Here is a 25,239-nt window from a genome sequence, read left to right as displayed (position 1 = left end):
CCCCCCCCCCCCACCCCCCCCCCCCCCCCCCCCCCCCCCCCCCCCCCCCCCCCCCCCCCCCCCCCCCCCCGGCCCCGCACCACCCACCGAACCCAAGGCGCTACACGCACCCCCACCGAACCCGCACAGGCGCCGCAGGCATCGCAGTAACCGAACCCCGCACAGGCGCCGCAGGCATCACACCCACCACACCGAACCCCGCACAGGCGCCGCAGGCAGACGGTCAGCCGCCGGAGGCGCCCGCCCGGTCCAGCAGTCCCGTCCGCGCGGCCAGTGCCGCTGCCTCCAGGCGGGAGCCGACCCCGAGCTTCATCAGAACGCGCTGGACGTGCGTGCGGGCCGTCGACGGGGCGATGCCCATGCCCGCCGCGATCAGACGGGTGTCCTCGCCGTCCGCGACCCGCACCAGCACCTCCACCTCCCGCGGCGTCAGCATCTGCAACAGCCGCTGCCCCTCGTCGTCGGGCTGGGCCGCCGGGTTCAGCAGCTCACCGAAGGCCCCCTGGAGCAACGCCGGCGCCACCGCCGCCTCCCCCGCCCGCGCCTTCATGATCGCCCGCTCGACGCCCTCTATGCGCTCGTCGTGCCGCACGTACCCCGACGCCCCCGCCGCGAACGCCGCCGCGATCCCCCGCGGACTCGGCACCGGCCCCAGCACCAGCACCGCCACCTGCGGACGCTCCCGCTTGATCCGCACCACCGGGTCGAAGATCCCCGGCTCGGCCGGTGTCGCCGTCCCCAGCAGGCACACCTCCGGCGCCCGGCTGATCACCAGCTCCGCCGCCCCCGCCGCCGGCGCCGCCGCGGCCAGCACCCGATGCCCCCGCAGCTTCAGCGCCGAAGCCAGCGCCTCCGCCAGCAGTCGGTGATCGTCGACCACCATGAGCCGTACTCCCATGGAGCAACCCCCCAGTCACCCTGTCCCACCCCGGCATGCCCCCGGCACAGCCCGGCATGTTCCCGGAAGCTACACGCTAGCCAGCCCGCGCGCTGCCCCTACCGGCGAGAACCGCCCGCAGGACCGAGACTCCCCCGCAGGACCGAGACTCCCCCACAACTCCCCCGCGCATGCGAACGGCCCCGCCCCCACGACAGGGACGGGACCGTGACGGACACCCGAGGAGGGACGGCGAACGGCGTCAGCCGCTGGTGCCGAACCCGATCGCCAGGTACTCCTTCTCGCCCGCACTGCTCGGCTCGCTGGCGTACACCTGCGACATGTACAGGTGCCCCTGCGCGTAGATGAGCTCGGAGTACTCCGGCGACATGCTGGACTCCACGTCCCGGATCGCTTCGGTCGCCGGGTTCTCCAGCAGCGTCGTCTGCTTGAACGTGCCGCCGTCGATGCTGACGATCTGCCCGCCCTTGTCGTACGGCGGCCGCTTGTAGGCGATCACGTTGCCGCCGTCCATGCGCAGCGGGGTGATCGTGTAGTCGTCACCGGAGTCCGCGCGCTGGCCGGTCTGCTTGCCCGTGGTGAGGTCGAAGGCGACGACCTCGTTGGCCTGGCTGTACGACTCGCCGCTGCCCTCGTGCTCCTCGGTCGCGATGTAGAGCTTGCCGTTGCCGGCCGCGAGCCCTCCGCAGCTCTCGGGCTGGGTGATGCTGTCGCAGCGGGCCGCGTACTGGTCGCCCGGTGCCCCGATGCGGGTGAGCAGCTTGCCGGTCTTGTTGTCGATGGAGAAGAAGTCCGAGATGCCGCTGCCGTCCCCGGCGGAGTCGCCGACGTCGGCGGCCACGACCAGCGGGTTCGTCGACACGATGCCCGCGTACTCGATGCCCTTGGCCATCTTGTACTCGGAGAGCACCTTGCCGCTCTTCGGGTCGATGGTCTGGATGTTCAGCTGCCGGGCGTCGTACGTGCCGCACTTGCGTACCGCGACCAGCTTCTCGCCGCCGCCGTAGCCGGCGTCGTAGCAGGTGTCGGTCGTCTTCGGGGACCAGAGGATGTCGCCCTTGGCGATGTCGAAGGCGACGCCGCCGTCGGTGCTGCCCGCGGCGACCGTGTCACCGCTGATGGTGACGTTGTCGAAGGAGATCGGTCCTTCACCGGCGGTCTTCGTCCACACCTTCTTGCCCGCGTCCAGGTCGAGGACCGCGACCTGGGTGCAGCCGTGCGCGGGCTCCGCCTTGGTCGGCATGGCGGGCTGGTGGACGATCACCGTCTTGTTGTCGTCGGTGACGTGGTGGGTGACGGCGCAGACGGGGCCTTCCAGCTTGATCGACCACTTCTTGGTGCCCGCGGCGGGGTCGTACCCGACGATCTCGGCGATGCCGCTCTTGGCGTACACCTTGTCGGTGAGCCACGAGCCGGAGACGACGACGCTGTTGTCCTCCTTGCTCACCGCGGGCATGGGGACCTGGAAGAGCACCTTGGAGGCCGGGTCGGCGGGCGCCTTCTCCTGGGCGCCGGAGGACTTGCCGCCGTCGCCGCCCTTCTGGTCGGTCCCGCCGTCGCCGCCCTTGCCGCCGCTGGAGCTCGCCGTGTTCTTGTCGTCGTCCTTGCCGGAGGAACCGGCGTACCAGACGCCGCCGCCGATGATCAGCGCGATCGCGACGACGGCGGCCACGATGATCGCCACCTGCGCGTTGATCTTCCGGCCGCCGCCCGGTCCGCCCGCGGCCTGGGGCTGCACGGGCATGGTCGGCGGCTGGTAACCGGGCTGGTAACCGTAACCGGGCTGACCGGGCTGGCCATAGGGCTGCGTGGGCTGCCCGTACGCCCCGGGCTGCTGACCCGGCTGACCCGGCTGACCCGGGTAGCCGTACCCGGGCTGGGGCTGCGGCGGCGGCGCCTGCGGATACCCGTACCCCGGCTGCTGGGGCGGCGGCCCCGCGGGCGGGGCCGGCGGAGTCGCGGGTGCCTGCGGGTAGCCGTACCCCGGCTGCTGCGGGGGAGTCTTGCCGAGGTCGGGCCCGGAGGGCGGCGCGGGCGGCTGCGGCGGCTGGTTCGCGGGCGGCTGGTTCTGCGGCGGGCCGAAGCCGCCGCCCTGCGGGGGCTGGTGGGGCGGCGGGGGCGGCGGCTGGGTCATGACGTGAGCACCTCGGAGAGCGGAGACGACGGGGACGGAGCGGGCCGCGCGAAGGCGGCCGGAGCGGCGGCCGCGGACGCGGCCGGAGAAGAGGTCACTTGCCGTAGGCGAGCATCAACTTCTCCTTCGACTCGTCGTTTCCGTTGAGGCGGGTGGTGGAGATGTAGAACCGCCCGTCGACCCAGTCGATGTCCTTGGAGTAGAAGCCGTTCTCGATGTCCGCGACACCCTGCGGGTTCTGCAACAGCTTGACCGGCTTGTGGCTGCTGCCGCCGGTCGGGATGGAGACGACCTGGCCGCCCGCGTCGTAGGACGGCTGGACGTAGGCGATGAGCTGGTCGCCCTCGACCTTCATCGGCATCATCGACTCGTCCGCGGGGGACTTGACCCGCCACTTCTCCTTGCCGGTGGCGAGGTTGACGGCGACGATCTCGTTGGCGCCGCTGGTCGCCTCGGTCGGCAGGTAGAGGGTGCCCGCGGCGACGGTCACGCCCGAGCAGCCCTGGAGGTCGCGTTCGAGGATGGCCCAGCCGCACTCGGGGGCGAAGTCCTCGTCGACGCCGACCTGTTCCTGGACCTTGCCGGCGGAGGTGAAGCTGGAGATGTTCCAGACCTTCTTGTCCTCGTCGGTGGCGTAGACGACGAGCGGGTCGACGGAGTAGGTGCGGGCGATCCGCCAGCCCTTGTCGTACTTGTAGGTCCACAGGACCTTGCCGGTCTTCGGGTCGAGCCCCTGGAGCTCGTCGTGCGCGTTGTCGCCGCCGGCGCCGCAGGAGGCGACCTGGACGAGCTTGTTCGCACTGCCCGCGAATCCGGCCGGGAAGCAGGCGTCGCCGTACTTCTTCTTGTCGAACAGCTTCTTGCCGCTGCGGACGTCGTAGGCGGTGCCGGACTGGGAGCGGCCGACCATCATGGTGTCGCCGCTGAGCGTCAGTTCGAGGGAGAGCGTGGAGTCGAACAGGTCGCCGTCGGCGACCTCTCCGGACCAGCCCTTCGCCCCGGTGGCGAGGTCGATCTCCTGGAGCTTGTTGCACTTGGCGCGGTCGCTGGAGCCGCTCATGTAGGCGACGACGATCTTGTCCGCGGCCGTCTTCTCCGGGGTGGCCGAGCAGATCTTCTCCGGGAAGGTGACCGGCTCCCAGGTGGGCTTGCCGTCGCCGACGTTGTAGGCGAAGACCTGCTTGTACGCCACCTTCACCGCGGCCGTGTCGGTGATCCACATGCCGTCGGCGTCGGCGCCGGATCCGGGGGCGTCGGGCGCCTCCTTGTACCAGAGCACCTTGGACTCACCGGCCTGGCGGCCCTCGTTGAGGTCCTCGGGGTCCTCGCCGCCGTCGCCGCTGCCGTCACCGGAGTCGACCGGGGCGCCACCCTTGGAACCGGAGGGCTTGGGGTCGTCGCTCTTGGCGGCGACGGGCTTCTTCTTCTCGTCGTCGCCGCCGCTCGCGGTGACGGCCCACACGCTGCCGCCGATGACGAGCAGGGCCGCGACCGCGGCGCCGACGACGAGGGCGGGCTTGCCCTTGAAGGGGTTGCGGGACCCGGGGCCGCCAGGCGGCGGGGTGCCGGGAGCGCCCGGGTAGGGCTGCTGCGGGTAGCCGTACCCGGGCTGCTGGCCGTACGGTCCCGGCTGCTGCGGCTGGGCGTACGGGCCGGAGTTGTACGGTCCGGGCTGCTGGCCGTACGGCCCGGGCTGGGCCGGCTGGCCCGGCTGCTGCGGGTAGCCGTAACCGGGCTGCTGCGGGTAGCCGTAGCCCGGCTGCTTGGACGGCGGGCCGGGCGGCGGTCCCTGCGGGGGCGGCGGGGTCGGTGCCCCGAAGCCTCCCGGAGGCGGGTCCTGCGGTGCTCCGAAGCCACCCGGCTGCGGCGGCTGATTCGGCGGCTGGCTCATCAGCGCGTTCCCCCTTATTGCTCACTCACTGATTTTTGGCCACGCCCCGGGTCACGCGCTGGCCCCGGAGTCGTCGAAGGCGATCGTTCGCACTGGCTCGGACCGTGCTGGGACAGTCCTCGGACGGCCTTTCTATCACCCGCGGCCAACCCCCCACCGGGGCGCGTCCACCCCTGTTCCCAAGGGCGGACCGGGCCGTGATGGCTCTGTTACGCGCCTTCACGCCCCCTTTACACCTCCCGCGCCCCCCGCACGCAGGGGGCTCAGGCGTCCTCGGCCAGTTCCAGCCAGCGCATCTCCAGCTCGTCGCGCTGTCCCGCCAGCTCACGCAGCTCGGCGTCCAGTTCGGCCACCTTCGCGAAGTCCGTGGCGTTGTCGGCGATCTGAGCGTGCAGCTTGGTCTCCTTCTCGGAGACCTTGTCCAGCTGCCGCTCGATCTTCTGGAGTTCCTTCTTGGCGGCGCGCACGTCGGCGGCGCTCTTCTCGGGCACGGCCGCGGCCGGCTTGGCCGCCACGGCCGGGGCGCTCGACGCGGCGGCCTCCTCCATGCGCCGGCGCCGCTCCAGGTACTCGTCGATGCCGCGCGGCAGCATGCGCAGCGCGCCGTCGCCGAGCAGGGCGAAGACCCGGTCGGTGGTGCGCTCGACGAAGAACCGGTCGTGGGAGATGACGATCATCGAGCCGGGCCAGCCGTCGAGGACGTCCTCCAGCTGGGTCAGGGTCTCGATGTCGAGGTCGTTGGTGGGCTCGTCGAGGAAGAGGACGTTGGGTTCGTCCATGAGGAGCCGCAGCAGCTGGAGCCGTCGCCGCTCACCACCGGACAGGTCCCCGACCGGCGTCCACTGCTTCTCCTTGCCGAACCCGAAGGTCTCGCACAGCTGACCCGCGGTCATCTCGCGGCCCTTGCCGAGGTCGACGCGCTCGCGCACCCGCTGCACGGCCTCCAGCACCCGCCAGTCGGGGTCCAGCTCGGCGACCTCCTGGGAGAGGTAGGCCAGCTTGACGGTCCGGCCGACCCGCACCTGTCCGCCCGCCGGCTGCTGCTCGCCGTCGCTGCGGGCGGCCTCGGCCATGGCGCGCAGCAGGGAGGTCTTGCCCGCGCCGTTGACGCCGACCAGGCCGATGCGGTCGCCGGGGCCGAGCTGCCAGGTGACGTGCTTGAGCAGCACCTTGGGACCGGCCTGGACGGTGACGTCCTCCAGGTCGAAGACGGTCTTGCCGAGCCGGGACGAGGCGAACTTCATCAGCTCGCTGCTGTCCCGGGGCGGCGGCACGTCGGCGATCAGCTCGTTGGCGGCCTCGACGCGGAAGCGGGGCTTGGAGGTGCGGGCGGGCGCCCCGCGGCGCAGCCAGGCCAGCTCCTTGCGGACCAGGTTCTGCCGCTTGGTCTCCTCGGTGGCGGCGATGCGCTCACGCTCGGCCCGGGCGAAGACGTAGTCGGAGTAGCCGCCCTCGTACTCGTAGACGTCGCCCTTCTGCACGTCCCACATGCGGGTGCAGACCTGGTCGAGGAACCACCGGTCGTGGGTGACGCACACGAGGGCGGAGCGCCGCTCGCGCAGGTGCGCGGCGAGCCAGGCGATGCCCTCGACGTCGAGGTGGTTGGTGGGCTCGTCGAGGACGATCAGGTCCTGCTCCTCGATGAGCAGCTTGGCCAGCGCGATCCGGCGCCGCTCACCGCCGGAGAGCGGCCCGATGACGGTGTCCAGGCCCTGCGGGAAGCCCGGCATGTCCAGCCCGCCGAAGAGCCCGGTCAGCACGTCCCGGATCTTGGCGCTGCCCGCCCACTCGTGGTCGGCCAGGTCGCCGATGACCTCGTGCCGGACGGTGGCGGCGGGGTCGAGGGAGTCGTGCTGGGTGAGCACCCCGAGCCGCAGCCCGCCGGAGTGGGTGACCCGTCCGGTGTCGGGCTCCTCCAGCCTGGCCAGCATCCGGATCATGGTCGTCTTGCCGTCGCCGTTGCGCCCGACGACGCCGATGCGGTCCCCTTCGGAGACGCCGAGGGACACGCCGTCGAGGAGTGCACGGGTGCCGTACACCTTGCTGACGTTCTCGACATTGACCAGATTGACGGCCATTTCTCTCCTGCCTGGGGGATCGCTCGACCCTCCAGGGTAGTCCGGCCGCCGCGGGCCTCAGTCCAGGACCGTGGCCCCCGCCGCCGCCCCCACCGCCGTGCGCACGTCCCGGCACGTCCCGGACGCCCTCAGCACCCCGGCGATGTCGGAGGCCGCCCCGGCGTCCGGGGCGAGGAAGGCCGTCGTGGGTCCGGAGCCCGAGACCAGGGCCGCCAGCGCCCCCGCCGCCCGGCCCGCCGCGAGGGTGTCGGCCAGCTCGGGGAAGAGGGAGAGCGCGGCGGGCTGGAGGTCGTTGGAGACGGCCACGGCGAGTGCGGCGGCGTCGCCCTTGGCGAGGGCGTCGAGCACGGCCTGGTCGGCGACCGGCTCGGGAATGTCCCGGCCCTCCCCCAGCCGGTCGAACTCGCGGAAGACGGCCGGGGTGGAGAGTCCTCGCGCGGCCAGCGCGAAGACCCAGTGGAAGTCGCCGCCGACCTCGAGGGCCGTCAGCCGCTCGCCCCGCCCCGTGCCCAGCGCCGCCCCTCCGACCAGGCTGAACGGCACGTCGCTGCCCAGCTCGGCGCAGATGTCGAGCAGCTCCTCGCGACAGGCGCCGGTGCCCCACAGCGCGTCGCAGGCGAGCAGCGCTCCCGCGCCGTCGGCGCTGCCGCCCGCCATGCCGCCGGCGACGGGGATGTCCTTGGCGATGTGGAGGTGCACGTCGGGTGTGCGGCCGTACCGCGCGGCCAGCGCCTCGGCCGCGCGGGCGGCGAGGTTGGTGCGGTCGAGCGGGACCTGGTCGGCGTCCGGGCCCGCGCAGCTGACGCGGAGGCCGTCCGCGGCCGGGGTCGCGGTGATCTCGTCGTACAGGGAGACGGCGAGGAAGACGTTGGCGAGGTCGTGGAAGCCGTCGGGGCGGGCGGCGCCGACCGCGAGCTGGACGTTGACCTTGGCGGGGACGCGGACCGTCACGCTCACTTGCTCGTCACCCCTGCTCCTTGTGCTCGGCGATACGCGCGAACTCTTCCACGGTCAGCGCCTCCCCGCGCGCCTGCGGCGACACGCCCGCGCCGACGAGGGCGGCCTCGGCGGCGGCGGCCGACCCCGCCCACCCGGCGAGCGCGGCCCGCAGGGTCTTGCGGCGCTGGGCGAACGCGGCGTCCACCACGGCGAACACCTCGCGCCTGGACGCGGTGGTCTTCAGCGGCTCGGTCCGCCGGACGAGTGACACGAGACCGCTGTCGACGTTCGGCGCCGGCCAGAAGACGTTGCGGCCGATGGAACCGGCCCGCTTCACCTCGGCGTACCAGTTGGCCTTCACGGACGGCACGCCGTACACCTTCGACCCGGGTCCGGCGGCGAGCCGGTCGGCGACCTCGGCCTGGACCATGACGAGGGTGCGCTCGATGCTCGGGAAGGTGTCGAGCATGTGGAGGAGCACGGGGACGGCGACGTTGTAGGGGAGGTTCGCGACCAGGGCGGTCGGGGCCGGGCCGGGCAGCTCCCGCACGTGCATGGCGTCGGAGTGCACGAGCGCGAACCGGTCGGCGCGCTGCGGCATGCGGGCGGCGACGGTGGCGGGCAGGGCGGCGGCGAGCACGTCGTCGATCTCGACGGCGGTGACCCGGTCGGCGGCCTCCAGGAGGGCCAGGGTGAGCGAGCCGAGACCCGGTCCCACCTCGACCACCACGTCGTCGGGGCGCACGTCGGCGGTGCGGACGATCCGGCGGACCGTGTTCGCGTCGATGACGAAGTTCTGGCCGCGCTGCTTGGTGGGGCGTACGCCGAGTGCCGCCGCGAGTTCACGGACGTCGGCGGGTCCCAGGAGGGCGTCGGGGGTGGGGCTGCTCACCCCGCAAGGGTAGCCGGGGGCGGGGCGCCCCCGTCCCGGCCTGCCTCACCCGCGCAGCCGGACACCGCAGTGCGGCCAGGCGTCGGCGCCGCTGCGTACGTACAGCTTCTGCGCCCGGTAGGTCTGCTCCGCGGCCGACGCGTCCTGGGGGCGGCCCTCGCCGCCGAGGTCGTGCCAGGTGGCGGTGTCGAACTGGTAGAGCCCCCCGTACGTCCCCGACGGGTCGACGGCGTCGGGGCGGCCGCCGGACTCGCAGGCGGCCAGGCCCTGCCAGTTCAGGTGGTCGGCGCCGTGCACGGAGGCCGGCCGGGGCCGGGTGCCGACCCGCACGATCCTCGGGCTGGGTTCGCGCACCACCTCGGTGCGCAGGCGGCGCGGCTTCTGCCGGACGCCGTTGACGGTGCGCAGGGCGTACGTGGTGCGGCGCAGCCCGGGCCGGCCCGCCTGCTGGACGACCTCGGTGCCCCGGTAGAGGGTGGCGTCCTCGTCCCGCCGTTCGCCGAAGGGGATCGGGTCCTCGCGGACCTCCCGGAACCCGGTGATGCGCAGCACCGTGACGGTCTGCCCGTCGCGCGGGAAGGCGGTCGCGGGGACGGAGGTGGTGTCCTCGCCGCGCAGGGTGACGCCGGACTCCTCGACGACCTCCCGGACGGTCGCCGCGTTGGTGCGGACGGTGCGGGTCCGGCCGTCCGCCAGGACGGTCACCACCCGTTCGGTGCGCACCACCAGGGCGAGGCCCTCGCGGCCGATGCGCCGGGCGGGCGCGGCGGACAGGTACGCGCCCTGGGTGCGCACGCCGAGCTGCCGCAGCGCCCCCGCCACCGTCTCCGCGGTCGTCCACACCGTGCGCCGGTGGCCGTCGAGGGTGAGCAGCACGGGACGTCCGTGGCGGACGGTGACGTCCTCGCCGCTGGACAGCGGGGCGCCGGGGGCGGGTGCGATCACGTCGTGGGCGCCCACCCGGACGCCTTCCTCGGCGAGCAGTTCGGTCACGTCGTCGGCGAAGGTGTGCAGGGTGCGCGGGGTGCCGTCGACGGTCAGCTCGACGGCCTTGTCCTCGGCGACGAAGGCGGTGGTGCCGCCCGCGAGGAAGGCCACGACCAGCGCCCGCGGCAGCAGCCGGCGCAGCGAGGTGTCGGCCCGCTCGGCGCACCGCGCCCGGCGCCGGCGCTCGGCCCGCCCGTCGCCCTGCCGGGGCAGTGCGGGCACGGTCGGCGCGTGGACGTCGTGGACGGGCGGCGCGGGCCGGCGGGTGTCGCCGCCGTACCCGTACGGGAGGGTCGGCGCGCTGTGCACGTCGTACCCGCCTTGTGCGTCGTACGGGCCGTGTGCGTCGTACGGGCCTTGTGCGTCGTACGGGATGTGTGCGGGGTACGGGCCGTACGTGTCGTGGGCACCGGCCACGCCGTACGGGCCGTCGGCGCCGTACGCGTCGTACAGGCTGTCGGCGCCGTACCTGTCGTAGGGGCCGTCGGCGCCGTACGTGTCGTAGGCGCCGGACACGCCGTCATGCCCGCCGTACGGTGCGAGGTGCGGGAGTCCCTCGAACACCTCGGTTGTCTCGAACTGCGTTCCGCTCACGCCGACACGCTCCAAGGGGTCCGGATCGGGCCCCCAGAACCTAGCGGAGCGGCCGTCACTCTCCCAAGTCACCCCGCTACACAGCGTGGCGGAGTGTCGCGGGCTCAGTACCCGAAGGCGCGGGCGGTGTTCGCCGCGAGGGCGCTCGCCAGGGTGTCCTCGTCGACGCCCCGCACCTCGGCCATGGCACGCACCGTGACCGGCACCAGGTAGGGCGCGTTCGGCCGTCCCCGGTAGGGCACCGGCGTCAGGAACGGCGCGTCGGTCTCCACCAGGAGCAGCTCCGCCGGGGCCACGGCGAGGGCGTCCCGCAGGTTCTGGGCGTTCTTGAAGGTGACGTTCCCGGCGAAGGACATGTAGTAGCCGGCGCGGGCGCAGATCCCGGCCATCCCGGCGTCGCCGGAGTAGCAGTGGAAGACGGTCCGCTCGGGGGCGCCCTCCTCCTCGAGGACGCGCAGAACGTCGGCGTGGGCGTCGCGGTCGTGGATGACGAGGGTCTTGCCGTGCCGCTTGGCGATCTCGATGTGGGCGCGGAAGGAGCGCTCCTGGGCCTCCTTGCCCTCGGGGCCGGTGCGGAAGTAGTCGAGCCCGGTCTCGCCGACGCCCTTGATCTGCGGGAGTGCCGCGAGCCGGTCGATCTCGGCCAGCGCCTCGTCGAGCGCCGCGTCCCCGCCGGGCCGCCGCGCCCCCTGCCGCGACCACCCGTCGGGATCCCCGTGCACGATGCGCGGCGCCTCGTTGGGGTGCAGGGCGACGGTGGCATGGACGGCGTCGTGCGCGGCGGCGGTCTCCGCGGCCCAGCGGGACCCGGCGAGGTCGCAGCCGACCTGGACGACGGTCGTGACGCCGACCGAGGCGGCCTTGGCGAGCGCCTCGTCCACCGTTCCGGACTGCATGTCGAGGTGGGTGTGCGAGTCGGCGACCGCTACCCGCAGGGGCTCGGGGAGCGGGGGCGCGGTGTCCTTGTCGGACCGGCCGGGGGCGTTCGAAGGCATGCCTCGATCCTACGGAAGCCCCGCGCGCCTCCGGCGGGCGCTAGCTCGCCCTGCGGTGGAGGTGGAGGGCGTCCAGCAGGCCGGCCAGGTGCCGGTGCCGGCGGTGTCCGGCGTCGAGCCCCGGTGCCCCCGGGCCGGGCGCCTCGGGGACCAGCGGCACCTCCAGGGGTCCGGCCGGCGGGACCCGGTGGGCCCCGGGGACGGCTCCGCGCACCGAGGCGACGCGGCCCGGTCGCATGATCCGCACGACGTGGCTGTCGCAGGTGGCGCAGGCCGGGCGGGTCAGCGGCGACGGCACCACGCGGCCGCCCACGACGTAGAGCACGAAGTCGCGGCCGTCGGCGTCCGTGTGGTGCTCTATCTCGAAGGACTGCTCCCAGCCGTGCCCGCAGCGCATGCAGGCGAAGGAGTACGACTCGTGGACGACGGCGGTGGCTCCGGCCCGCTCCCCGGCCCGCACGGCGCTCTCACTCATGCTCATCCCGGCTCCTCCGGTTCGTATCGCTCCTTCCTCCAGTGGACTCCTCCAGCGGCGGGAAAGCAGCAGGCGCTGCCGAGTGTTTGGGCCGATTTGAGCTGCCCTTGGCAGGAGTGCCCGGAAGGTCAGGGGCGGGTCAAGCGCGGGGCGGTCCGGGTCAAGGCGGGCTCTTCAGTTCCCCGCGTTCTTCTCTGCGGTCCTGTCCGCGTTCTTGGCCGCCACCACGGCGTCGAAGACCTCCCGTTTGGGCACGCCCGCCTGGGCGGCCACCGCGGCGATCGCCTCCTTGCGCCGCTCTCCCGCCTCCTCGCGCACCCGCACCCGGCGCACCAGTTCCGCGGCGTCGACCTCCTCGGCCCCCTTGTCGGGCGCGCCCTCGACGACGACGGTGATCTCGCCCCGCACCCCCTCGGCGGCCCATGCGGCCAGCTCCCCCAGCCCGCCGCGCCTGACCTCCTCGTACGTCTTGGTCAGCTCCCGGCAGACGGCGGCCCGCCGGTCGGTGCCGAAGACCTCGGCCATGGCGGCGAGGGTGTCGTCGAGGCGGTGCGGGGCCTCGAAGTAGACGAGCGTCCGGCGTTCCTCGGCGACCTCCCGCAGCCGGGTCAGCCGCTCGCCGGACTTGCGGGGCAGGAAGCCCTCGAAGCAGAACCGGTCGACCGGCAGCCCGGACAGGGCGAGCGCGGTCAGCACGGCGGACGGGCCGGGGACGGCGGTGACCCGCACGCCGCGCTCGACGGCGGCGGCGACCAGCCGGTAGCCGGGGTCGGAGACCGACGGCATCCCGGCGTCGGTGACCAGCAGCACCCGCGCTCCGCCGGCCAGCTCCTCGACCAGCTCGGGCGTCCGGGCGGACTCGTTGCCCTCGAAGTACGACACGACACGCCCCGCGGGGGCGACACCGAGCGCCTGGGTGAGCCGGCGCAGCCGCCGGGTGTCCTCGGCGGCGACGACGTCCGCGCCGGCCAGTTCCGCGGCGAGCCGGGGCGGGGCGTCCTGGACGTCGCCGATGGGGGTGCCCGCGAGTACAAGGGTTCCAGTCACTCCCCCATCCTCCCAGTCCTCCCGGAGGGGGCACGTATCCGCATCCGGCGGGCCCATGCGCGGGACGCGCACAGCGCGGTTCCCTACGATGGCGCGGTGACCAGTACCGCGTCCTCCACGGACACCCTGCACGAGCAGGCCCCGCACGACGAGCGGCCCACCTGGCAGCAGCGGCTGCGCCGCTTCGGCTACACGGCGGGACCCGCGGCCGGTGACGTCCGCGACCGGCTGGTGCCGCCCTACATGACTCCGGGGCCGCGCCTGTGGGCCTTCCTCGGCCTGTCGAAGCCGCTCACCGGCAGGATCGTGCGCTGGTCGGCGTGGGGCGGGCCGCTGCTGGTGGCGCTGCTCGCGGGGCTGCTGCGGTTCTGGAACCTGGGCAGCCCGAAGGCGGTGATATTCGACGAGACGTACTACGCCAAGGACGCGTGGGCGCTGGTCCACCGCGGCTTCGAGGTCAACTGGGACAAGAACGCCAACGACCTGATCCTGAGCTCGGGCGGTCACGTCCCGATCCCGGCCGACGCGGCGTACGTCGTGCACCCGCCGGTCGGCAAGTACGTCATCGGCCTCGGCGAGCTGCTGTTCGGCTTCGACCCGTTCGGCTGGCGCTTCATGACGGCGCTGCTCGGCACCCTCTCGGTGCTGCTGCTGTGCCGGATCGGCCGCCGGCTGTTCCGCTCGACCTTCCTCGGGTGCCTGGCGGGCGCCCTGATGGCGCTGGACGGCCTGCACTTCGTGATGAGCCGCACCGCGCTGCTGGACAGCGTGCTGATGTTCTTCGTGCTGGCCGCCTTCGGCTGCCTGGTCGTCGACCGCGACAAGGCCCGGAGCAGACTCGCCGCCGCGCTCCCGGTGGACGAGGACGGCCGGGTCCGCCCCGACGCGCACATCGCGCAGACCCTGCGTCTCGGGTGGCGCCCCTGGCGCCTGGCGGCGGGCCTGATGCTGGGCCTGGCGGCCGCCACCAAGTGGAACGGCCTGTACATCATGGCGGCCTTCTGCGTGATGGCGGTCCTGTGGGACGTCGGCTCCCGCCGCGTCGCCGGCGCCCACCGCCCCTACCGCGCGGTGCTCCGCCACGACCTGGGGTGGGCGTTCCTCTCCACGGTCCCGGTGGCCCTGGGCACGTACCTGCTGTCCTGGCTCGGCTGGATCCTCTCCCCCTCCGACGGCACCGGCGGCTACTACCGCGACTGGGCGGTCAAGGACGGCGCGCACAGCTCCTGGTCGTGGCTCTTCCCCGACTGGTGGCGCAGCCTGTGGCACTACGAGACCCAGGTGCTGGAATTCCACACCCACCTCACCTCGCCGCACACGTACCAGTCGAACCCCTGGAGCTGGCTCGTCCTGGGCCGCCCGGTGTCCTACTTCTACGAGTCCCCGGCGGCGGGCTCGGACGGCTGCCCGGCCGACGCGGGCGAGAAGTGCGCCCGCGAGGTACTGGCCCTGGGCACGCCGCTGCTGTGGTGGGTGGGCTGCTTCGCCCTGCTGTACGTGCTGTGGCGCTGGTTCTTCCGCCGCGACTGGCGCGCGGGCGCCATCGCCTGCGGCCTGGCGGCGGGCTACCTCCCCTGGTTCCTGTACCAGGAGCGCACGATCTTCCTCTTCTACGCCGTCGTCTTCGTCCCGTTCCTGTGCCTCGCGGTGGCGATGCTCCTGGGGGCGATCATCGGCCGCCCGGGCTGCTCCGACACCCGCCGGGTGGCGGGCGCGACGGGGGCGGGCGTCCTGGTGCTGCTCATCGCGTGGAACTTCATCTACTTCTGGCCCCTGTACACGGGCACGGCGATTCCCATGGAGGAGTGGCGGGCGCGGATGTGGCTCGATACGTGGGTCTAGCCGGCCGGAGCGGCCGAGGACACGCCCGTTGAAGTTCGTACAACCTTCACCTACCGGCGCGTGTCTAGTTGCAGGCGGCACGTACCACGCCGTACTGAACTCAGGAGCACTCCCATGTCCAGCGATGCGCTGATGACCTTCAAGAGCCACATCGAAGGCAAGAACGCCGACGTGGCCATCCATCACGACCGGGTCGAGTGGACCCGGAACCGCGGTATGAGCGCCAAGAAGCTCACCGCGGGCTTCCTCACCGGTGGCGCGTCGCTCCTGGCCACGGGGGTCCGCAGCTCCGACGCGGGGACCGAGATGATTCCGGTCAGGAGCATCTCCAGCGTGGTGACCAAGCGGGACGGTCTGATGTACACCAAGGTGGTGGTGGTCGCTTCGGGCAACACGATCGATTTCCGGGTCCCGCACGACTCGGCCCCCGGCATCAAGGCGCTGCTCACCGACCTGGTGCTCGGCAAGATCCCTGCCCCTGGCCAGGCCTCTCCCGCCGTCACTCGCCCCGTTCAGGCAGCGGCCCCCGCGGCGCAGGCGAGTACGCCCGTCGAGCAGCTGCGCCAGCTGGCGGAGCTGCGGGATGCCGGCATCCTCTCGGAGGAGGAGTTCACGGCCAAGAAGGCGGAGATCCTCGCCCGCATGTGAGGCGATCGACGCGGCGGTCGTGCAGCGGGAACCACCGGCGGACGCCTGGCAGCGGTGTTCCGGCCCGGGCCAGGGACGAACGCTCCGGTCGGGGCCCTGAGGGGCAGGTTCACGCGGACTTCATCCGCAGCGCACCGGCGTGCAGGACGCGTGCTTCAATGACGCGCATGATGGAGGACGGTACGTCCCTCGGACCGCTGCAACTGGCCGGTGGCCGTTGGGGAGTCGGAGACGCCTCACGTCCGGGCACCCACTGGGTGGAGTTCTGCCCGGACGGGCTCCGGCAGCACGAGCCGGACTCCGAGGGACGGTCGGTCCCGTGGTCGAGGATCATGACCGGCGTTTGGCTCACCTGGGGCAAGCATGCCCGGAACACCGGCAGCAGGGGCATGTACACGCTGAAGGGGACGGTCGCCGGGCGCTCCGGCGGCTGGATGCACCTGACGCTGCGCCACCCGTACGAGGACCGACAGCTGCGCTTCGACCGGCATGAGCGCCCCTACCGGGCCGTGGACGCCCTGCGGCTGGAGACTCTGATGCGCCGGCTCGTCGAGGAGGGGAAGCCGCACCTCCTCGGCGACCCGGAGTGGGTGGGCCGCGCCGTGGCGCATCTGGCCGGCGGGAAGAACAGCTGGATCACGGACCGTTCGCTGCGGCGGGCGGCGACGGAGGCCATGGCCGCGGCCGCCGGCTCCTGACGGCCGCCCGCCCCTGACGGCCGCCGCCGCCCGACCGGGTTTCCCGCACCACGCCCCCTGGTCCCGCTTCGCGTCGCCCTGCCCCGGATCTCCTTTGGGCAACCAAAACGGAAACACCCGTACCGCGGGTCACCCCCTGCGTTTAGAGTGCACCTACAACTACTTCTGAACGCGTTCAAGAAGGCGGGCGGGAGTACTCACGGGGAGGGGACTGCCGATGGGCAGGGGGGTCAAGGTCGCCGTCATAGGCGGGGTGTGCGCGGTGATGGTGGGCGGTGCCGGGTACGGCGCCTACAACGTGGTGTCGGCGCTGGACGGGACGCCGGGGACCTCCGCGTCGGAGCCCCGGAGCGGGCCGCCGAGCGCGGACGAGGTCGCGGAGACGACGGAGAAGTTCTTCGCGGCCTGGGAGAAGGGCGACGCGTCGACCGCCGCGGGGTACACGAACAACGCGTCGATCGCCGGGACGCTGCTGACCGCCTACGCCGAGGACGCGCACATCGGCGAGGTCGAGATCACGCCGGGCACGGCGTCCGGCACCGCCGTGCCGTTCACGGTGAAGGCGAAGGTGTCGTACGAGGGCGCGACCGAGCCGCTGAGCTACAAGAGCACGCTGACCGTGGTGCGCGGGGAGACCAGCGGGCGGGCCCTGGTGGACTGGGAGCCGTCCGTCGTCCACCCCGACCTGAAGGACGGGGACACCCTGGTCACCGCGGAGTCGGCGACGCCGCAGATCCAGGCCGTCGGACGCGACGGCGCCGTGCTGAGCAAGGAGAAGTACCCCTCGCTCGGGCCGATCCTCGACCAGCTGCGGGAGAAGTACGGCGACAAGGTCGGCGGCACCCCCGGGGTCGAGCTGGCGGTCCGGCACACGACCACCCAGGCGCCGGACACCCCGCTGCTGACGCTGACCGAGGGCAAGCCAGGGAAGCTGCACACCACCCTCAGCGCGAGCGTGCAGGCCGCCGCCGAGAAGGCGGTGAAGCGGTACGGGGAGTCCTCCGTGGTCGCCGTGAAGCCGAGCACCGGCGAGGTGCTGGCCGTGGCGAACGACCGCGAGGACGGCTTCAACGCCGCGTTCCAGGGCAAGGTCGCCCCCGGCTCCACCATGAAGATCATCACCGCCGCCATGCTCATCGACAACGGCGTGACGTCGATGAACGGGCCGGCGCCCTGCCCCGACACGGCGACCTGGCAGAGCCAGACCTTCCACAACCTGACCACCATGAAGCCCAATGAGAGCGCCACGCTCGCCAACACCTTCATGCGCTCCTGCAACACCGGCTTCATCAAGCTCGTCGACGAGAAGCCGCTCGACGACTCCTCGCTGACGCGGGAGGCCCAGGAGCGCTTCGGGCTCGGGCAGGACAACTGGCAGACCGGCATCGTCTCCTTCGACGGCAGCGTCCCCGCCTCCGGCGGCCCCGACCGGGCCGCCAACGCCATCGGGCAGGGCCAGGTCCAGATGAACCCGCTGAACATGGCCTCCGTGACGGCGACCGCCGTCACCGGCGCGTTCCGCCAGCCGTACCTGGTGCCCTTCGACCTGGACGACCGCGAGCCCGCCACCGCCCAGGGGCTGCCGCAGGGAACCGTCTCCCAGCTCAAGCAGATGATGCGGCTCACCGCCACCCAGGGCACCGCCGTGAACGTCATGTCCGGGCTCCGCGGCGACGTCGGCGCCAAGACCGGGTCGGCGGAGGTCGACGGGCACGCGGTCTCGGACTCCTGGTTCACCGGCTTCCGCGACGACGTCGCGGCGGCGGCCATGGTGCAGGGAGGCGGCCACGGCGGCGACGCCGCCGGGCCGATCGTCGCAGACGTGCTACGAGTCGGCGGCTGACGCGGACCGCGGCCGCGGATGCCCTTACTGTGGTCGCCGTTGTGAGCAGCATCCGCCACCAGGGCGTAGAAGCCACCGAGGAACGGGACACCGTGGGCAGCAGAAGGGCCGCCGCCGGGCGGCGCAGGACGAGACCGGCCGTGATCGGCAGTGTGGCCGCGGTGGTCGTGGCCGGTGCCGGGTTCGGTGCCTACGCGATGTACGGCGGCGACGCGGGCGGCGAGGGCACCGCGCGGACCAAGTCGGCGGCGGGCGCGGAGAAGGTGAAGTCGGGGCCGCTGACGGCGGCCGAGGTCACCTCGACGGCCCAGCGGTTCCTGACCGCCTGGCAGAAGGGCGACGTGGCCGGCGCCGCCGCCGCGACCGACGACGCCGGTGCCGCGAAGGCCCTGCTCACCGGGTACACCAAGGACGCCCGCGTCAAGGGCGCCGCCTTCACCGCGGGCGCCCCGGCCGGGGCGAAGGTGCCGTTCTCCGTGAAGGCCACCGTCGCCTACGGCGAGGCGACCGCTCCGTTCGCGTACGACAGCGCGCTGACCGTCGTCCGCCGGGCCGGTGACGGCGAACCCCGCGTCGACTGGCACGCCGCCGTCGTGCACCCGGAGTTGCGGGACGGCGACCGGCTGGTCACCGGGAAGGCGGGCGACCCGCCGGTCAAGGCGCTGGGCCGCGACGGCACGGAGATCACCGCCGCGAAGTACCCGTCCCTCGGCACCGTCCTGGACGGCCTGCGCGACAAGTACGGCAAGAAGGCCGGCGGCACCCCGGGCATCGAGTTGCGCGTGGTGCGCGGCGAGGCCGCCGGGGACGGGAAGGGCGCGCAGGAGGCCGGCGCCGCCGATGTCGCCGACAAGACGCTGATAGAGCTGAGCAAGGGCACGCCGGGTGAGTTGAGGACCACGCTCGACCCCGCCCTCCAGGCCGCCGCCGAGCGGCAGGTGGAGGGCAGGAAGGGGGCGTCGGTGGTGCTGCTGCGCGCCTCCACCGGCGAGGTCCTCGCGGTCGCCAACGGCGGGCACGGCTTCAACACCGCCTTCCTCGGCTCGCTCGCCCCCGGCTCCACCATGAAGGTCGTCACCGCCTCGCTGCTGCTGGAGAAGGACCTGGCGTCGGTGAACAAGACGCACCCGTGCCCCAAGTACTTCAGCTACGGCGGCTGGAAGTTCCAGAACGACGACAAGTTCGAGATCAAGGACGGCACCTTCAAGGCGAGCTTCGCCCGCTCCTGCAACACCGCCTTCATCAGCCAGGCCCCCGAGCTGGAGGACGACGACCTGACCAGGCAGGCCAAGGAGGTCTTCGGCCTGTCCATGAACAACTGGTCGGTCGGCGTGTCCACCTTCGACGGCAGGGTGCCGGTGCAGAGCAAGGCGCAGATGGCCGCCTCCCTCATCGGCCAGGGCGGGGTGCGGATGAACCCGCTGAACATGGCGTCGGTGGCGGCGACCGTGAAGGCGGGCTCCTTCCACCAGCCGTACCTGGTCGCCCCGTCGGCCGACGGGCGGGCGCTCGCCACGGCCTCCCGCACGATGTCGGGCGAGACGCTCGGCGCGCTGCGCGAGCTGATGTCCTACACGGCGGCGTACGGCACCGCGGCGGAGGCGATGGCCGGGGTGAGCGGCGACGTGGGCGCGAAGACCGGTTCGGCGGAGGTCGACGGGCAGGACAAGCCGAACGGCTGGTTCACGGCGTACCGGGGCGATCTGGCCGCGGCGGGCGTGGTCCAGCAGGGCGGGCACGGCGGCGACACGGCGGGGCCGATGGTGGCGGCGCTGCTCAAGGCGGGAGGCTGACGGTCCCGGGGGCGCGGCCGGCGGTCCGGCTCAGTGGGGCACCGGCTGCGCGGCCGCCGCGTAGGTGCGGCGCAGGAAGCGGATGAGCGCCTTGTTCTCGAACTGGACCACCGAGCAGCCCTGCGGGGAGTGGAACTCGACGACGGCCTGGACCCGCCCGCACGGCCACACCCGCACCTCACCGGTCCCGGTGGGGGCGCGCAGTCCCTGTTCGAGCAGGGCGCGGGAGAAGGTCCACTCCCGGGCCCGGGAGGCACGGCCGCCCCTGCCGGGCAGGGCGACGCAGACCTTCGAGGGGTCGAGCTCGGGGTCCCAGCGCAGCACGACGGGTATCGCTCCGCCGTCGTCCTGGTCGGGGAGGTCCGCGTCCGTCAGGATGTGGGCTCGTGCGTACTGTTCGACTACGGACATGGGGTCGCCCCTTACGCTGTGCCACCTTCGTCGAAGCTGTGCGTCCACCCCCTCTCCAATGTCCCATATTTCCCGGATCACGCCCTGCGAGCCGAATATCACATGTGAGATCAGCCTTTACCTCGCTCTTGCGAACCACTTGCAACTGGTCTCTATCATCGATGCGTGCATGTACCTGACGGATTCATCAACGCCCCGACCTCCGCCGTGACCGGGGTCGTCGCCGCCGGCGCCATCGCGGTCAGCCTGCGCGGCGCGCGCCGCGAGCTGGACGAGCGGACCGCCCCGCTGGCCGGGCTGGTCGCGGCGTTCATCTTCGCGGTGCAGATGCTGAACTTCCCGGTCGCGGCCGGGACCAGCGGGCATCTGCTCGGCGGTGCCTTGGCCGCCATCCTGGTCGGGCCCTACACCGGCGTGCTGTGTGTGTCCGTCGTCCTGCTGATGCAGGGCATCCTCTTCGCCGACGGCGGTCTGACCGCGCTCGGTGTCAACATCACCGACATGGCGATCGTCACCACGGTCGTCGCCTACGCCCTCTTCCGGGGCCTGGTGAAGGTCCTGCCGCGCACCCGCCGCTCGGTCACCGTCGCCTCCTTCGTCGCCGCGCTGGTGTCCGTCCCGGCCGCCGCCCTCGCCTTCACGCTCCTGTACTGGATCGGCGGGACCACCGACGTCGCCATCGGCAAGGTCGCCACCGCGATGATCGGCGTGCACGTGCTGATCGGCATCGGCGAGGCCGCGATCACCGCGCTGACCGTCGGCGCCGTCATCGCCGTGCGCCCGGACCTGGTGTACGGGGCACGCGGGCTCCAGCAGCGGCTCAAGCTGCGGGTGAACGGCGAGCTGGTCGACGCCCCCTCGGGCGCCGCACCGGCCCCCGCGCCCGTCGCCGCCCGCTCCCACCGCAAGGTCTGGATCACCGGCCTCGTCGCCTCCCTGGTGCTGGCCGGTTTCGTCAGCTTCTACGCCTCCGCCAACCCCGACGGCCTGGAGAAGGTCGCCTCCGACAAGGGCATCGACGAGAAGGCCGAGGAGCACGCGGCCGCCGACTCGCCGCTCGCCGACTACGGCGTCAAGGACATCGCCGACGCCCGGGTCTCCGGGGGTCTGGCGGGCGTGATCGGCGTCGGCGTCACCGTCGTCGCGGGCACCGCCGTGTTCTGGACGGTGCGCAGGCGCCGCAGCGACGACGCCTCCCCGACCCACACGGAAACGACCGTCTGACATGGGGGCCGGCCACGCCCATCGGCTGTACCGGCACGGCCGCTCCCCCGTGCACGGGCTGCCGCCGCACACCAAGCTCGCCGCGGCCTTCGCCTTCGTGGTCGTCGTGGTGTCGACGCCGCGCGAGGCGATGTGGGCCTTCGGCCTGTACGCGCTGCTGCTGGCGGCGGTGGCGTACGCGGCCCGCGTCCCCCCGGCCTTCCTGCTCAAGCGGCTGCTGATCGAGGTGCCGTTCGTCGCGTTCGCGGTGCTCATGCCGTTCGTGGCGGAGGGCGAGCGGGTCGACGTCCTCGGCATGTCGCTGAGCGTCGGCGGCCTGTGGGGCGCCTGGAACGTCCTGGCCAAGGGCACCCTGGGCGTCGCCGCCTCCGTGCTCCTGGCCTCCACCACCGAGCTGCGGGAACTGCTCCTCGGTCTCCAGCGGCTGCGGCTGCCTCCGCTGCTGGTGCAGATCGCGACGTTCATGATCCGGTACGGGGACGTGATCGCGGACGAGATGCGCCGGATGCGGATCGCCCGGGAGTCCCGGGGCTTCGAGGCGAGGGGCGTACGGCACTGGGGCGTGCTCGCCAAGTCGGCGGGGGCGCTGTTCATCCGCTCCTACGAGCGCGGCGAACGCGTCCACCTGGCCATGGTCAGCCGCGGGTACGCCGGTTCGATGCCGGTGATCGACGAGGTGACCGCGTCCCGGGCGCAGTGGTCGTACGCGCTGACCCTGCCGTGTGCGGCGCTGGTGGTCTGTCTGCTGGGATGGACCCTGTGACCGACCACCCCGTGACCAGCGGCCCCGCGACCGACGCGCCCGCCTCCCTCGACGTCCGTGGCCTCGCCTTCGCCTACCCCGACGGGCACCAGGCCCTGTTCGGCGTGGACTTCTCCGTCGCCCGCGGCGAGCGGGTCGCGCTGCTCGGGCCGAACGGCGCGGGCAAGACGACCCTCGTGCTCCACCTGAACGGCATCCTGTCCGGGGGCACCGGCACGGTCACGGTGGCCGGGCTGCCGGTGGACCGGCGGAACATGGCGGAGATCCGGCGCCGGGTCGGCATCGTCTTCCAGGACCCCGACGACCAGCTCTTCATGCCGACCGTGCGCGAGGACGTGGCGTTCGGACCGGCGGCGGCCGGGGTGAAGGGGGCCGAGCTGGATGCCTGCGTGGAGCGGGCGCTCACGCTGGTCGGGATGGCGGAGTTCAAGGACCGGCCCCCGCACCACCTCTCCTTCGGCCAGCGGCGCCGGGTGGCGGTGGCGACGGTGCTCGCCATGGAGCCGGAGATCCTGGTCCTGGACGAGCCCTCCTCCAACCTCGACCCGGCCTCCCGCCGCGAACTCGCCGACATCCTGCGCTCCCTGGACGTCACGGTCCTGATGGTCACCCACGACCTGCCCTACGCCTTGGAGCTGTGCCCCCGCGCCCTCGTCCTCAGCGACGGCGTGATCGCAGCCGACGGTCCGACGGCCGAGCTGCTGTCGGACGACGCGCTGATGCGGGCCCACCGGCTGGAACTGCCCTTCGGCTTCGACCCGCGGTCGGTGCCGGCGCGCGGGTGAGGAATGGTGGACGGCCGGTGGCGGTTGCAGCCACTGTCGCGAGCGGCCGGAAGGGGCGTACAGGGGTGAGCGGGAACGTGCACGGCACGGTGGCCGAGGGCTTCGAACCGGTGAGGGACGCGTTCGCACGGAACTTCACCGCGCTCGGCGAGCGGGGTGCCGCCGTCGCCGTCTACCGGGACGGGCGCAAGGTCGTCGACCTGTGGGGCGGCGCCCGCGACGTCGACGGTACGGAGGGCACCGAGCCGTGGCGCCGGGGCACCGCCCAGGTGGTCCGCTCGGCGACCAAGGGCGTCGCCGCCGCCGTACCGCTGCTGCTGCACCGGCGCGGGGAGCTGGACCTGGACGCGCCGGTGGGCGAGTACTGGCCGGAGTTCAAGGCGCGGGGCAAGGAGCGGGTGCTGGTCCGGCACCTGCTGAACCACCGGGCCGGGCTGCCGGTCCTGGACCGGCCGCTCACCCCCGAGGAGGCCCTCGACCCGCTGCGGGGCCCCGCCGCCGTCGCCGCGCAGGCCCCCGTCTGGGAGCCGGGCACCGACCACGGCTACCACGCGCTGACGTACGGCTGGCTGCTCGACGAGCTGGTCCGCCGGGTGACGGGCGGGCGGGGCGCCGGACAGTGGATCGCGGACGAGATCGCCCGCCCGCTCGGCCTGGACCTGTGGGTGGGGCTGCCCGCCGCGGAGGAGGCGGCGGGCCGGGCCGGCCGTGTCGGGCGCCTGGAGGAGCCCGCGCCGTCGGGGAGCGGCCCGCGGCTGCGCCCCAAGCGGGCGGTCACCGAGGCTTACGGGGACCCGGACTCCCTCACCCGCCGTGCGTTCGCCGCGATCACGCCCTTCCCCGACCAGAACGACCCGGTGTACCGGGCCGCCGCCCTCCCGGCCGCCAACGGCATCGCGACGGCCGACGGGCTGGCCCGCTTCTACGCGGCGCTGATCGGCGAGGTCGACGGCGTGACGCGCGGCGTGCGGCTCTTCGACGCGGCGACCATGGAGCTGGCCCGCGCCGAGGAGTCCGCCGGGCCCGACCGGATCCTGGTCGTCGGCACCCGGTTCGGCCTCGGCTACATGCTGCACGGCAGCGCGTCCCCGTTGCTGTCCGCCGGTTCCTTCGGCCACCCGGGGCGCGGCGGCTCCCTCGGCTTCGCCGACCCGGAGAGCGGTATCGCCCTCGGCTACGTCACCAACGGCTTCCGCAAGACCGTGACGGCGGACCCGCGGGCGCAAGCACTGGTACGGGCGGTCCGCGCCTCGCTGGACCGGGCCGGCTGACACCTGTCAGACGTGGATGGGGTGCGAGGTCCGCCCCGAGGCCGCGTCGATCTCCTCGTGCGCCTTGGTGAGCAGCTGCATCGCCAGCTCGTTCAGCGCGCGTGCGCCCGCCACCTCCTCGCCGACCCGTGGCTGGCTCGAGTCGACCCGGTGACGGCTGGCGTGGCCGTGCGCGCGGACCTCGGTGCCGTCGGGGAGCCGCACCATCGCGACCGCCCGCGTGTGCTGGTCGTCCTCCATGAATTCCAGCTCGACATGCCATCCCACTGTGGTGTGCATCATGACGATCACCTCCGGAACACCTCCTTCCAGGGTGCGCCCGTCCGCGGCGGTCGCACCACCCGGCCGGTGGTGGCCGGAGGTGGGTCACTCCGAGCGCTCGCGCACGTCCACGAGGGTGGCACCGGCGGCGGCGACGAGCTTCCCGGGCTCCATCGGGAAGACGGCGTACGGGGTGCCGGCGGCGGCCCAGACGGTCTCGTGGGCGAGCAGCGACCGGTCGGCGAGCACCCGGGTCCTGGTCCGGTGCCCGAAGGGCGGCACCCCGCCGATCGCGTACCCGGTCGTCTCCCGTACGACGTCGGCCCTGGCCCGCGTGACCTTCTCGGCGCCCAGTTCCTCGCGGACCCGGTCCAGGTCGACGCGGGAGGCGCCGTCCATGAGGACCAGCACGGGCACGCCGTCGGCGGCGAAGACGAGTGACTTGCAGATCTGGTTCAGCTCGCAGCCGATCGCGGCGGCGGCCTCGGTGGCGGTGCGGGTGGCCTCCGGGAAGCGCCGGGCCCGGCCGGCCAGGTCCCCGAGGCCGAGTTCGCCGAGGGCGGCGGCGAAGCGGGGGTGGGCGGCGGTGGACCCGGAGGCGTCGTCGGTCGTCGTCATGCTGGGCACCGTACTGGTCCGTGCGGTGCACGGGCGACCCGGTTCCGGCTCCCCCGCGGCGCCCCCGGAAAGGAGGAAGCCGGTGAGGGCAGCCCCGTCCCCACGGAAGCCCTCACCGGCTGGTCTGTGCCGCCTCGGATCACGAGGCGGCG

22 protein-coding genes are annotated in these 25,239 nt (G+C 73.1%); 9 read left to right on the top strand and 13 right to left on the bottom strand.

The window, feature by feature from the left end:
• Nucleotides 1–223: 223 nt before the first annotated feature.
• The 10 genes from ACIBCJ_RS22350 to rsmI all read right to left on the bottom strand — a co-directional run bounded on the left by ACIBCJ_RS22350 (nucleotide 224) and on the right by rsmI (nucleotide 12,930).
• Complete coding sequence (locus ACIBCJ_RS22350; protein WP_052843784.1) at nucleotides 224–898, bottom strand: response regulator transcription factor; 675 nt, start codon at nucleotides 896–898, stop codon at nucleotides 224–226.
• Nucleotides 899–1,139: 241 nt separating this feature from the next.
• Entirely contained in the window at nucleotides 1,140–3,032 is a 1,893-nt protein-coding gene (locus ACIBCJ_RS22345) for a PQQ-binding-like beta-propeller repeat protein (RefSeq protein ID WP_365980680.1), read from the bottom strand.
• Nucleotides 3,033–3,126: 94 nt separating this feature from the next.
• Nucleotides 3,127–4,923, bottom strand: coding sequence for a PQQ-binding-like beta-propeller repeat protein (locus tag ACIBCJ_RS22340; protein WP_362506365.1), 1,797 nt, complete (start codon nucleotides 4,921–4,923; stop codon nucleotides 3,127–3,129).
• Between the two features lie 263 nt (nucleotides 4,924–5,186).
• Nucleotides 5,187–7,001 (bottom strand): ABC-F family ATP-binding cassette domain-containing protein, encoded by a 1,815-nt coding sequence (locus ACIBCJ_RS22335; RefSeq protein ID WP_365980681.1) that lies wholly within the window; start codon nucleotides 6,999–7,001, stop codon nucleotides 5,187–5,189.
• Between the two features lie 57 nt (nucleotides 7,002–7,058).
• Nucleotides 7,059–7,958 (bottom strand): 4-(cytidine 5'-diphospho)-2-C-methyl-D-erythritol kinase, encoded by a 900-nt coding sequence (locus tag ACIBCJ_RS22330; RefSeq protein WP_365980682.1) that lies wholly within the window; start codon nucleotides 7,956–7,958, stop codon nucleotides 7,059–7,061.
• Between the two features lie 7 nt (nucleotides 7,959–7,965).
• Nucleotides 7,966–8,832: a 16S rRNA (adenine(1518)-N(6)/adenine(1519)-N(6))-dimethyltransferase RsmA gene (gene rsmA, locus ACIBCJ_RS22325; protein WP_362506374.1), complete on the bottom strand. Its 867-nt coding sequence runs from the start codon at nucleotides 8,830–8,832 to the stop codon at nucleotides 7,966–7,968.
• Between the two features lie 45 nt (nucleotides 8,833–8,877).
• Nucleotides 8,878–10,236 (bottom strand): ubiquitin-like domain-containing protein, encoded by a 1,359-nt coding sequence (locus ACIBCJ_RS22320; protein WP_365980843.1) that lies wholly within the window; start codon nucleotides 10,234–10,236, stop codon nucleotides 8,878–8,880.
• A 281-nt stretch (nucleotides 10,237–10,517) separates the two neighbouring features.
• Complete coding sequence (locus tag ACIBCJ_RS22315) at nucleotides 10,518–11,408, bottom strand: TatD family hydrolase (RefSeq protein WP_365980683.1); 891 nt, start codon at nucleotides 11,406–11,408, stop codon at nucleotides 10,518–10,520.
• A gap of 40 nt (nucleotides 11,409–11,448) precedes the next feature.
• Entirely contained in the window at nucleotides 11,449–11,889 is a 441-nt protein-coding gene (locus ACIBCJ_RS22310; RefSeq protein WP_362097686.1) for a hypothetical protein, read from the bottom strand.
• A 168-nt stretch (nucleotides 11,890–12,057) separates the two neighbouring features.
• On the bottom strand, nucleotides 12,058–12,930 hold the full coding sequence (gene rsmI, locus ACIBCJ_RS22305) for a 16S rRNA (cytidine(1402)-2'-O)-methyltransferase (protein WP_133889109.1): 873 nt from the start codon (nucleotides 12,928–12,930) through the stop codon (nucleotides 12,058–12,060).
• 96 nt (nucleotides 12,931–13,026) lie between these two features.
• Between rsmI and ACIBCJ_RS22300 the strand changes: the two genes are divergently transcribed.
• The 5 genes from ACIBCJ_RS22300 (at nucleotide 13,027) to ACIBCJ_RS22280 (ending at nucleotide 19,754) form a co-directional block, all read left to right on the top strand.
• Nucleotides 13,027–14,772, top strand: a complete 1,746-nt coding sequence (locus ACIBCJ_RS22300; RefSeq protein WP_365980684.1) for a phospholipid carrier-dependent glycosyltransferase — start codon at nucleotides 13,027–13,029, stop codon at nucleotides 14,770–14,772.
• Between the two features lie 114 nt (nucleotides 14,773–14,886).
• Nucleotides 14,887–15,420, top strand: a complete 534-nt coding sequence (locus ACIBCJ_RS22295) for an SHOCT domain-containing protein (RefSeq protein WP_365980685.1) — start codon at nucleotides 14,887–14,889, stop codon at nucleotides 15,418–15,420.
• A gap of 167 nt (nucleotides 15,421–15,587) precedes the next feature.
• Complete coding sequence (locus ACIBCJ_RS22290; RefSeq protein WP_365980686.1) at nucleotides 15,588–16,118, top strand: hypothetical protein; 531 nt, start codon at nucleotides 15,588–15,590, stop codon at nucleotides 16,116–16,118.
• 217 nt (nucleotides 16,119–16,335) lie between these two features.
• Entirely contained in the window at nucleotides 16,336–17,961 is a 1,626-nt protein-coding gene (locus tag ACIBCJ_RS22285) for a penicillin-binding transpeptidase domain-containing protein (RefSeq protein WP_365980687.1), read from the top strand.
• Between the two features lie 92 nt (nucleotides 17,962–18,053).
• Entirely contained in the window at nucleotides 18,054–19,754 is a 1,701-nt protein-coding gene (locus ACIBCJ_RS22280) for a penicillin-binding transpeptidase domain-containing protein (protein WP_365980844.1), read from the top strand.
• Between the two features lie 30 nt (nucleotides 19,755–19,784).
• Here the strand turns inward: ACIBCJ_RS22280 and ACIBCJ_RS22275 are convergent, their stop codons facing one another.
• Nucleotides 19,785–20,165, bottom strand: a complete 381-nt coding sequence (locus ACIBCJ_RS22275; protein ID WP_362097674.1) for an SsgA family sporulation/cell division regulator — start codon at nucleotides 20,163–20,165, stop codon at nucleotides 19,785–19,787.
• Between the two features lie 165 nt (nucleotides 20,166–20,330).
• Between ACIBCJ_RS22275 and ACIBCJ_RS22270 the strand changes: the two genes are divergently transcribed.
• The 4 genes from ACIBCJ_RS22270 to ACIBCJ_RS22255 all read left to right on the top strand — a co-directional run bounded on the left by ACIBCJ_RS22270 (nucleotide 20,331) and on the right by ACIBCJ_RS22255 (nucleotide 24,208).
• Complete coding sequence (locus ACIBCJ_RS22270) at nucleotides 20,331–21,389, top strand: energy-coupling factor ABC transporter permease (protein ID WP_362506386.1); 1,059 nt, start codon at nucleotides 20,331–20,333, stop codon at nucleotides 21,387–21,389.
• A gap of 1 nt (nucleotide 21,390) precedes the next feature.
• A complete protein-coding gene (gene cbiQ, locus ACIBCJ_RS22265) occupies nucleotides 21,391–22,152 on the top strand; it encodes a cobalt ECF transporter T component CbiQ (RefSeq protein WP_365980688.1) in 762 nt (253 codons plus the stop codon).
• Nucleotides 22,140–22,937, top strand: a complete 798-nt coding sequence (locus tag ACIBCJ_RS22260) for an ABC transporter ATP-binding protein (protein WP_362097665.1) — start codon at nucleotides 22,140–22,142, stop codon at nucleotides 22,935–22,937. Before cbiQ ends, ACIBCJ_RS22260 begins: the two co-directional genes overlap by 13 nt.
• Before the next feature lie 65 nt (nucleotides 22,938–23,002).
• Nucleotides 23,003–24,208 carry a serine hydrolase domain-containing protein gene (locus tag ACIBCJ_RS22255; RefSeq protein WP_362097661.1) on the top strand — a complete coding sequence of 402 codons (1,206 nt, stop codon included), beginning with the start codon at nucleotides 23,003–23,005 and terminating at the stop codon, nucleotides 24,206–24,208.
• A gap of 6 nt (nucleotides 24,209–24,214) precedes the next feature.
• On the opposite strand, the gene ACIBCJ_RS22250 is transcribed toward ACIBCJ_RS22255, so the two are convergent.
• Nucleotides 24,215–24,490 carry a DUF1876 domain-containing protein gene (locus tag ACIBCJ_RS22250; RefSeq protein ID WP_362097658.1) on the bottom strand — a complete coding sequence of 92 codons (276 nt, stop codon included), beginning with the start codon at nucleotides 24,488–24,490 and terminating at the stop codon, nucleotides 24,215–24,217.
• Between the two features lie 84 nt (nucleotides 24,491–24,574).
• The gene (locus tag ACIBCJ_RS22245; RefSeq protein ID WP_362097655.1) at nucleotides 24,575–25,087 is read right to left on the bottom strand and encodes a YbaK/EbsC family protein; all 513 of its coding nucleotides are present in this window, start codon (nucleotides 25,085–25,087) and stop codon (nucleotides 24,575–24,577) included.
• Between the last annotated feature and the right edge of the window lie 152 nt (nucleotides 25,088–25,239).

The organism is Streptomyces sp. NPDC051136, assembly GCF_044455745.1.
Lineage (GTDB): Bacteria > Actinomycetota > Actinomycetes > Streptomycetales > Streptomycetaceae > Streptomyces.
Note: the sequence above shows the minus strand (reverse complement) of the source record. Positions and strands in the feature narration are given on the sequence as shown.

Bases quoted from the DNA above. Each gene is read 5' to 3' on its own strand.
- ACIBCJ_RS22350 (WP_052843784.1), bottom strand. From the start codon at position 898: ATGGGAGTACGGCTCATGGTGGTCGACGATCACCGACTGCTGGCGGAG.
- ACIBCJ_RS22345 (WP_365980680.1), bottom strand. From the start codon at position 3,032: ATGACCCAGCCGCCGCCCCCGCCGCCCCACCAGCCCCCGCAGGGCGGC.
- ACIBCJ_RS22340 (WP_362506365.1), bottom strand. From the start codon at position 4,923: ATGAGCCAGCCGCCGAATCAGCCGCCGCAGCCGGGTGGCTTCGGAGCA.
- ACIBCJ_RS22335 (WP_365980681.1), bottom strand. From the start codon at position 7,001: ATGGCCGTCAATCTGGTCAATGTCGAGAACGTCAGCAAGGTGTACGGC.
- ACIBCJ_RS22315 (WP_365980683.1), bottom strand. From the start codon at position 11,408: ATGCCTTCGAACGCCCCCGGCCGGTCCGACAAGGACACCGCGCCCCCG.
- ACIBCJ_RS22310 (WP_362097686.1), bottom strand. From the start codon at position 11,889: ATGAGCATGAGTGAGAGCGCCGTGCGGGCCGGGGAGCGGGCCGGAGCC.
- ACIBCJ_RS22295 (WP_365980685.1), top strand. From the start codon at position 14,887: ATGTCCAGCGATGCGCTGATGACCTTCAAGAGCCACATCGAAGGCAAG.
- ACIBCJ_RS22290 (WP_365980686.1), top strand. From the start codon at position 15,588: ATGATGGAGGACGGTACGTCCCTCGGACCGCTGCAACTGGCCGGTGGC.
- ACIBCJ_RS22285 (WP_365980687.1), top strand. From the start codon at position 16,336: ATGGGCAGGGGGGTCAAGGTCGCCGTCATAGGCGGGGTGTGCGCGGTG.
- ACIBCJ_RS22275 (WP_362097674.1), bottom strand. From the start codon at position 20,165: ATGTCCGTAGTCGAACAGTACGCACGAGCCCACATCCTGACGGACGCG.
- cbiQ (WP_365980688.1), top strand. From the start codon at position 21,391: ATGGGGGCCGGCCACGCCCATCGGCTGTACCGGCACGGCCGCTCCCCC.
- ACIBCJ_RS22260 (WP_362097665.1), top strand. From the start codon at position 22,140: ATGGACCCTGTGACCGACCACCCCGTGACCAGCGGCCCCGCGACCGAC.
- ACIBCJ_RS22250 (WP_362097658.1), bottom strand. From the start codon at position 24,490: ATGATGCACACCACAGTGGGATGGCATGTCGAGCTGGAATTCATGGAG.
- ACIBCJ_RS22245 (WP_362097655.1), bottom strand. From the start codon at position 25,087: ATGACGACGACCGACGACGCCTCCGGGTCCACCGCCGCCCACCCCCGC.